This is a genomic window from Streptomyces sp. NPDC033229, from assembly GCF_055576875.1.
In genome coordinates this window covers 1-1456 of sequence record NZ_JBVIQR010000198.1, presented here as the reverse complement: position 1 = coordinate 1456, position 1456 = coordinate 1, and the positions used below count along the sequence as shown (strand labels likewise).

General features: G+C 62.8%; 1 protein-coding gene and 1 pseudogene. Both read left to right on the top strand.

Features of this window, described 5'->3' with window-relative positions; genetic code table 11:
- Nucleotides 1-248 precede the first annotated feature (248 nt).
- Nucleotides 249-1081, top strand: a pseudogene (locus ACZ53N_RS37340) (transposase family protein).
- A 96-nt stretch (nt 1082-1177) separates the two neighbouring features.
- A complete protein-coding gene (locus ACZ53N_RS37335; protein WP_469145132.1) occupies nt 1178-1369 on the top strand; it encodes a hypothetical protein in 192 nt (63 codons plus the stop codon).
- Nucleotides 1370-1456 lie beyond the last annotated feature (87 nt).

Genomic DNA, 1456 nt, shown 5'->3' with positions numbered 1-1456 from the left:
CGAGTGAGACCACCAACGCAACGACCAGGAGCCATGCCCTGCCACACCCCCATCCGCACCAACGTCACCCCTGCGGCACAGGATGAGAAACCTTCACTGACGCAAACCAGCGGTGAAGGCCAATGAACAAAGCTATTACCTGTCACTGTCAGGCTTCAACTCGGCTGAGCCTGAGCGGCTGTAAGATCGCCGATGCAACTGGTTCGGTTCGCGGTCGGATGTGGGCTATTTGAACTTCGTGTGGTGGCGTGATAAACGCGTCGGCGCCGTCCTGGATAGCCCTGTTCATCGGGCTGAGGCTGCGTTGCTTCGGCAAGCTGGTGACCGCGCTGCGGCGGGAAGAATCGGACGAGGTCCGGCATGGCCGACCCTGGAGCCTGCCGCTGGAGGGCCGGGTGTTGCTGGTCTTGGCGTATCGGCAGACAAACCTGACGCTGCGTCAGCTTGCCCCGTGTTCGGGGTGTCGAAGTCTGCGGCCGACCGCCTCATCGCCCATCTCGGCCCCTTGCTCGCGCTCCAGCCGCGCAAGCGGATCCGCAGGGACACGTACTGACCGTGGACGGGACCCTGGTACCGACCCGCGACCACAGCCGTGATCAATGCGGTCAGCTTGATCGCCTCCTACATCTTCCATGCGGTCCGGGCCCGCACATTCGCGGGCTCCACGGGCTGGAGGTGATGAAGTGGGTCAGGGCTTGCCGGTGAGTCCGGCGTCCACCGAGTCTGCCGCGGCGCACCCGACCATCGCCGACGGCGGATACCAAGGCACCGGCCTGCTCATCCCGCACCGCAAAGGGCAAGGTAAGACGTACCTCAGCCCACATCAGGAAGCGGAGAGCGCCGTCCACCGCCGGGCACGAGCCCGGGTGGAACACACCCTGTCGCGGTTGAAGAACTGGAAGACCTTGCGGGACTGCCGGCTCAAGGACGGCGTTCACCAGGCCTCGGCACCGCCCGGCTCTACAACCTGACCCTCATCGGATGTCTCACACCCAAACGGGACAACCTCGAGGCGCGAACTATTAATGAGATCGCACAAGCCGCCGCCTGCATCGTACTGAAGGCACCGGCGACCTCGTGAGCGCCCTTACGTTACACCCTTGTGCACCCGAAAGGGTGAAAATCTAACGCAACCCTTGTTGGTGGTTGACCAATTGCGGTGCGCTGATGGCCCTGGGTGGCCAGCGTCGCATCTTCAGCCAGCGCCACCCTCTACCGGAAGGAAGCAACAAATATGCGCATCCCGCAACGTATCGCCGTTGCTGCTGGAGCGGTCAGCTTGAGCATCACCGGCCTCATCCTCATCGCTCCGCATGCCTACGCCGACGGACAGTACACCTGCGAATACGGCTCATACGACCCTAAATGATGTCCCGTAAGCCCTGGTCAGGCGTGTGATGATCTTGGTGTGAGTGTTGTGGTCACGGCGTCTGAGCCGGGGTGGATAGGTCTGTTC